We start from the raw sequence: 6,524 nt of genomic DNA, 5'->3' as shown, positions 1-6,524 counted from the left end.
ATTCTGCCTTGATTTCTTCTTGCACTTCTGCAGGAATTTCATCAAATGAGGCAACGGACTTGTCCAAGACAACCCAGCGGTCAAGGTCTGTACGAGCAGGTGTAATGGCCATAAATTCTTGGCTGTCCTTACCACCCATGGCTCCACCGTCACCGATGATAGCCTTGAAATCTAAGCCACTACGAGTGAAAATTCGCTCATAAGCAGCCTTGTACTCATCATAAACACTGTCCAAACTATCATAGTTAGCATGGAAACTGTAAGCATCCTTCATGATGAACTCACGTGTACGAAGAAGGCCATTACGTGGACGTTTTTCATCACGATACTTAGGCTGGATTTGGTAAAGGTTAAGTGGCAATTGCTTGTAAGACTTAACAGAATCACGGACAATAGCTGTAAAGGTTTCTTCGTGAGTTGGACCTAGAATGAAGTCTGATTTTTCACGGTTTTTTAGCTTGTAAAGGTCTTCACCATAAGTTTCGTAACGACCTGATTCGCGCCACAATTCTGCACTAAGAAGGGCTGGAGCCAACATCTCAACGGCTCCAATCTTGTCGAATTCTTGGCGCATGATATTTTTAGCTTTTTCAATCACACGATTAGCAAGTGGTAGATAAGAATAAACACCTGCTGAGACTTGACGAACATAACCAGCTCGCAACATAAGAGCATGGCTGATAACTTGAGCATCGCTTGGCATTTCGCGAAGCGTTGGGATAGGCATTTTACTTTGTTTCATAATATTCCTCGATTATCTAAAAAAGAGTCGCATGATGTCATTCCAGGTCACAGCAATCATCAAGACAACCATGATGACCACTCCGGCCAAGGTGACATAGGTTTCAATTTCTTGTTTCAATGGTTTGCGGCGAATGGCTTCTAGGATATTGAGCACAATCTTACCACCATCCAGGGCTGGAATCGGAATAAGATTAAAAATCCCAATATTGATGGAAATTATTGCCAAGAAGTACAAGACATTCTCAATTCCATTTTTAGCAGCATCACTACTTGCCTTAAAGATGGCAACAGGTCCACCCAGTTTGTTCAAATCTGGTTGGAAAATCAAATTTTTCAGAGCTGATAAAATTCGTAGAGCCGAGTCGGCTGCAGTTGTAAATCCACCTACAAACATGGATAGAAAGTCCGACTTAATTCCCGGTTGAACACCTAGAAGGTAATGGCCTTGACTTTCTTCGGGTGTAACAGTAACTTGTTTGTCACTCCCCTTTTCAGAAATAGTCACATCCAAAGTCGGTGCCGTCTTATCTTTGGTTTCTGTTTCCACAGCCTGAATCAAGCTTTCCCAGTTGCTAACCTCATGTGAGCCAATCTTGGTAATTTGTGCCGTTTCTGGTACTCCCACCTTAGCCAAGGCCCCTTGGGGCATGACATGAAACTGGTTGGTATCAACATCTCTGACACCACCCTGCATAAAGATTAAAATCCAAAAAACAACGACACCTAAGATAAAGTTGTTCATAGGACCTGCAAAATTAGTAATGAGTTTCCCCCAGATAGTTGCATTTTGATATTGAACATCCAAGGGAGCAATCCGAACCTCAGTACCATCTGCTTCCACAACCGTTGCATCGTGATCTACTGCAAATGTTTTTTCTTCTTCCAGAACCAATCCTTTGATAAAGAGCTTGTCTTCAAAATCAAACTGGGTCACCTGCATAGGGAGGGCTGTTTGATCTAATTTTTTACCAGAGAGATTGATACGTTTAACCTTACCATCATCAGTAAGCGTCAAACTAACAGGAGTTCCTGTCTTGATTTCAGTTGTATCATCACCCCAACCAGCCATACGGACATAGCCACCCAGAGGCAAGATTCGAATGGTATAGGCCGTCCCATCCTTGCCAATGTGAGCAAAGATTTTGGGTCCCATACCGATGGCAAATTCACGCACTAGAATCCCTGATTTCTTGGCAAAGTAGAAGTGTCCGAACTCGTGCACCACTACAATAATCCCAAAAACCAGAATAAAGGTTAAAATTCCGAGCATTCTATCTTCCTTTCTCTAAAAGAGTCCAAACAAGTGCATGATTGGAAATACAAGCAACATACTATCGAAACGATCCAAAACACCACCATGTCCAGGGATAAATTTCCCAGAATCCTTAACACCAAAGTGACGCTTAATCGAACTTTCTAGTAAGTCACCAAATTGTCCAGCAATGCTAAAGAAAATAGCAAAGACCGACATCTTGTAAATTCCATACGGAAGAGCAACTGTACTGTCAAACATCATAAAGATGATGGTTACTAAAATAGCACCTAAAATACCACCCAAGGCACCCTCAAAGGTTTTATTTGGAGAAACTGTCGGAGCTAATTTTCGTTTACCATAGTTCATCCCAACAAGATAGGCACCACTGTCTGTTGCCCAAACAATACATAAGGCTAATAGTGCCTTATCTAAACCTGCAATTCTAGCATCTAATAGAGCATTAAAACCAAAGCCCACATAGAAACTCATAGCAAGAGGGAAAACCGCATCCTCAATCGTATACGACTTGCTAAAAACAGTCGTTCCTAACATGATTGAAATCAGAACACTATAAGCAACCACATTCCCATCAACTGGCAAAAAAGTCAGATAATTCTCCAAGGGAATGGTCAAGGCAAAGGTTGCAAAGAGGGTCAAGAGGCCCTCCATCGTCATGGTCTCTAGACCTCTCATCTTCAAAAGTTCATGCATGGCTAGCATGGCTATGATTCCAATTGCTATCTGAAGCAAGAGTCCCCCAATCATTAAAATTGGTAGGAAAATAGCCAGGGCAATCCCTGCAAACAAGGTTCTTTTCTGTAAATCCTGTGTCATATTTCCTCCTAAACTCCTCCAAATCGGCGATGACGACGATTGTATGCAAGAATGGCTTCCTGCAAGGCTACCTCGTCAAAATCAGGCCACAAGGTGTCCGTAAAATAGAGCTCACTATAGGCTCCCTGCCATGGAAGAAAATTGCTCAAACGCAATTCTCCACTAGTACGGATAATCAAGTCTGGATCTCGTACATCCTTAGGCAAATGCTGAGTAAAGAGATAGTTGCCAATTAATTCCTCTGTGATGTCACCTGGGTTGATTTTGGCATCTAACACATCCTGGGAAATCAACTTAAGAGCCTGTGTAATCTCAGCACGTCCACCATAGTTGAGGGCAAAATTAAGAATCAAACCTGTGTTGTTCTTAGTCAATTTCTCAGCTTTAGTAAGAGCTTCAAAGGTTTGCTTAGGCAGGCGGTCTGTTTCCCCAATCATTTGAATCTTAACATTATTCGCATGCAATTCCGGGACATAATTATCATAAAACTCTACTGGCAAGTTCATGATAAACTTAACTTCCTGATCTGGACGGGTCCAATTTTCCGTAGAAAAAGCATAAACTGTAATCACCTTGACACCCAGTTTGTTGGCTGCCTTGGTCACAGTTTGCAATGCTTCCATGCCCGCCTTGTGTCCGAAAACCCGCGGTTGCATACGTTTTTTAGCCCAACGGCCATTGCCATCCATGATGATGCCGATATGAGCAGGAACCTGTGTCGGAACCTCTACTTCCACAGCCTTATCTTTCTTAAAAAATCCAAACATGATCTTATTCCTATTCAAAAATCTATCGTTTCATTATACCATATTTCCCTATTTTCTTCTATCACTAAGCTATTTATTCTCAGGCACAAAGCCCATTTTTCAAAAAAATAAGCCGCCTGATTGGGCGACTTTATTTTTATAGGGAGATTATTATGAAAAAGTTTTAGGAGTTTAAGTTAAGGTCTTCTTAACTTATGGAATTAGTATACACTTCCTAGCTTAAAGTTTCCTTAAGAAGTTTTAAAAATCAAATTTTTCCATTTCTCCTGCCAATTTTTCTTGGATAATCGTGTTTGATAGAGAGCCATTCGGTCTTCATTCTCTAAAAAATGAGGAGTTGGACGAACTTGAAAATTTAAAATATCCTCCAAACCATAAGGTACATAGAGTTCAAAATCTGATTCTTCATTCAAGCGTAGTCCAACAGCCGTACATCGTTCTGGATACTTACTCATAGCATCACAAGAGCTACTATAGGGAGCAGTATGAGGGCTATGCTGGTGCATATAGACCTGATTTTTCAATTCCCACTGATACTGAGGAAAGTCCTCTCTCAGCTTTTTCTCTAGGGACAAGGTTTCCTCATAAGAAATATCCGGATCAAAGAAAATCACATCTACATCTGTTTCAAGATCAAATGCTGGTCTGTCTGACAAGAGATTCCAGATGAAATTTCTGACAGAACCTGCCGCCAACCAGGAATCTGTCAACTCCAAGTTTCGGATGATAGTCAGAATAGCCATCATATCTGGATTTTTTCTAAAAGCCTCTAGAATTTCTTGCTTATTTTTCATTGTACTCATATCCCAAATGCTCATATGCCTTAGCAGTCGCCACCCGTCCAGACCGCGTCCGCATGATAAATCCTTTTTGAATCAAGTAGGGCTCATACATGTCTTCAACTGTCTCACGCTCTTCTGCTATGTTAACAGAAAGAGTTCCTAATCCGACAGGGCCACCACCGTACATCTCAATCATGGTACGAAGGATTTTCTGGTCCACATAGTCCAGACCTTCATGGTCAACATCCAGCATGGTCAAAGCCTTACCCGTAATAACATCATCGATAACCCCATTCCCCATAATCTGGGCAAAATCGCGCACGCGCTTGAGGAGGCGATTGGCAATACGAGGAGTACCTCGACTACGCAAGGCCAACTCAGATGCTGCCTCATGAGTGATTGCCATCTCAAAAATATCTGCCGTCCGCTCGACAATTTCCGTCAAATCAGCATGGGCATAATACTCCATATGACCTGTAATCCCAAAACGTGCCCGTAGTGGATTTGAGAGCATACCAGCCCGAGTCGTCGCACCAATCAAGGTAAAAGGTGGCAACTCCAAATGAACACTGCGACTTCCTTCACCAGCACCAATCATGATATCAATGTAGAAGTCCTCCATGGCACTATAAAGCACCTCTTCCACCGACATGGGCAAGCGATGAATCTCATCAATAAAAAGGACATCCCCAGGCTCTAAGTCATTCAAAATCGCTACCAGATCTCCGGCTTTTTCAATGACTGGACCCGAAGTCTGCTTAAGATTTACTCCCAGTTCATTGGCAATTACAAAAGCCATGGTCGTTTTCCCCAAGCCTGGAGGGCCAAATAAGAGGACATGATCCAGCGCTTCATCCCGCATTTTGGCAGCCTCGATAAAAATTTGGAGCTGGTCCTTGACCTTGTCCTGCCCAATATATTCACGTAAGTACTGAGGACGGAGCGTGCGTTCTACTAACTCCTCATCCCCCATTATCTCATTATCTAAAATTCTACTCATGGCTCTATTATATCAAAAAACAAAGCCGCAAACAAAAAAGCCACTGGATTGGTGCCTCCCGAGTTTAACACTTATGTGGAATAATATTATACGGCACTTCTACACCGCCTACGAAAGGAGGTGAGATAGCCCATGATGGAATTAGTACTCAAAACTATCATCGGACCGATTGTGGTCGGTGTCGTTCTTCGATTAGTCGATAAATGGCTAAACGAGGACAAATAGTGTCAAAAAAGACCCCAAGCTTATTTGGTCGTGAGCTTGGGGTCTTTTCTAGCCTATGATATAGAACTAGTACTCAATTCCTTTTTATTATCCCACAGTTCACAAATTTTGTCAAAGGTTTATATCCTCGGCTTTTCAAGCTTTAACCGCTGGCTAACAATATGATGACTCACTCCTTGACAACCAAGAACATTATTACAGTAGTTCTAGTCCTTCAATTAACAGTCACTTAAATTCAAAGTGAGGTTGAACTTGCTGAAGCGACAACAGACCTATTTCTTACTCATATTCGCTAAAAAGATCCCCGCCAATTCCCCGACCAAAATCCGAAAAATATCGGAAAATGATTTTTAGAATAGTCCCCAAAAGCCTGAAATAGAGCCAAAAAACTCCACAAAAAACTCCACCCGATTGGGTGACTCCCGAGTTTAGCACTTATGTGGTATAATATTGTTCGGCACTGCTACACCGCCTACGAAAGGAGGTGAATTAGCCCATGATGGATACAATACTTAAAACTATCATCGGACCAATTGTGGTCGGTGTCGTTCTTCGATTAGTCGATAAATGGCTAAACAAGGACAAATAGTGTCAAAAAGACCCCAAGCTTATTTGGACGTGAGCTTGGGGTCTTTTCTAGCCTATGATATAGACACAATACTTAATTCCCTTTTATTATCCCATAGTTCACAAATTTTGTCAAAGGTTTATATCCTTTATATCCTCTTAAACCTCTGTACTACAAGACGTTCAAGATTAAGCGAAAGCTATCGGAAAATGATGTTTAGAAAACTCCCGAAAAGCCTGAAATAGAGCCAAAAAACTCCACCTAATTGGATGACTCCCGAGTTTAGCACTTATGTGGTATAATATTCTACGGCACTGCTACACCGCCTACGAAAGGAGGTGAGATAGCC

Annotated in this window: 8 protein-coding genes; 2 read left to right on the top strand and 6 right to left on the bottom strand. The window is 41.9% G+C overall.

What is annotated here, in order from left to right:
• The 6 genes from proS to ruvB form a co-directional block, all read right to left on the bottom strand.
• Positions 1 to 742 (bottom strand): proline--tRNA ligase (gene proS / locus QZ359_RS02525; protein ID WP_293957982.1); only part of this gene is annotated, 742 nt, incomplete at its 3' end.
• A 12-nt stretch (positions 743 to 754) separates the two neighbouring features.
• Complete coding sequence (gene rseP, locus QZ359_RS02520) at positions 755 to 2,014, bottom strand: RIP metalloprotease RseP (protein WP_261023942.1); 1,260 nt, start codon at positions 2,012 to 2,014, stop codon at positions 755 to 757.
• A 15-nt stretch (positions 2,015 to 2,029) separates the two neighbouring features.
• Complete coding sequence (locus QZ359_RS02515) at positions 2,030 to 2,833, bottom strand: phosphatidate cytidylyltransferase (RefSeq protein ID WP_000189853.1); 804 nt, start codon at positions 2,831 to 2,833, stop codon at positions 2,030 to 2,032.
• An 8-nt stretch (positions 2,834 to 2,841) separates the two neighbouring features.
• Positions 2,842 to 3,600, bottom strand: a complete 759-nt coding sequence (locus QZ359_RS02510) for an isoprenyl transferase (protein ID WP_023945423.1) — start codon at positions 3,598 to 3,600, stop codon at positions 2,842 to 2,844.
• A gap of 230 nt (positions 3,601 to 3,830) precedes the next feature.
• Complete coding sequence (locus tag QZ359_RS02505; RefSeq protein ID WP_293957975.1) at positions 3,831 to 4,403, bottom strand: nucleotidyltransferase family protein; 573 nt, start codon at positions 4,401 to 4,403, stop codon at positions 3,831 to 3,833.
• Positions 4,384 to 5,382: a Holliday junction branch migration DNA helicase RuvB gene (gene ruvB, locus QZ359_RS02500; protein ID WP_153226253.1), complete on the bottom strand. Its 999-nt coding sequence runs from the start codon at positions 5,380 to 5,382 to the stop codon at positions 4,384 to 4,386. The genes QZ359_RS02505 and ruvB overlap by 20 nt, the downstream gene beginning before the upstream one ends.
• A 132-nt stretch (positions 5,383 to 5,514) precedes the next feature.
• On the opposite strand from ruvB, the gene QZ359_RS02495 reads away from it, so the two are divergent.
• On the top strand, positions 5,515 to 5,607 hold the full coding sequence (locus QZ359_RS02495) for a type I toxin-antitoxin system Fst family toxin (protein WP_101782132.1): 93 nt from the start codon (positions 5,515 to 5,517) through the stop codon (positions 5,605 to 5,607).
• 496 nt (positions 5,608 to 6,103) lie between these two features.
• The gene (locus QZ359_RS02490; protein ID WP_000969509.1) at positions 6,104 to 6,196 is read left to right on the top strand and encodes a type I toxin-antitoxin system Fst family toxin; all 93 of its coding nucleotides are present in this window, start codon (positions 6,104 to 6,106) and stop codon (positions 6,194 to 6,196) included.
• Positions 6,197 to 6,524: the final 328 nt, after the last annotated feature.

The sequence above is a fragment of the Streptococcus sp. genome, assembly GCF_019414905.1.
Lineage (GTDB): Bacteria > Bacillota > Bacilli > Lactobacillales > Streptococcaceae > Streptococcus.
Note: the sequence above shows the minus strand (reverse complement) of the source record. Positions and strands in the feature narration are given on the sequence as shown.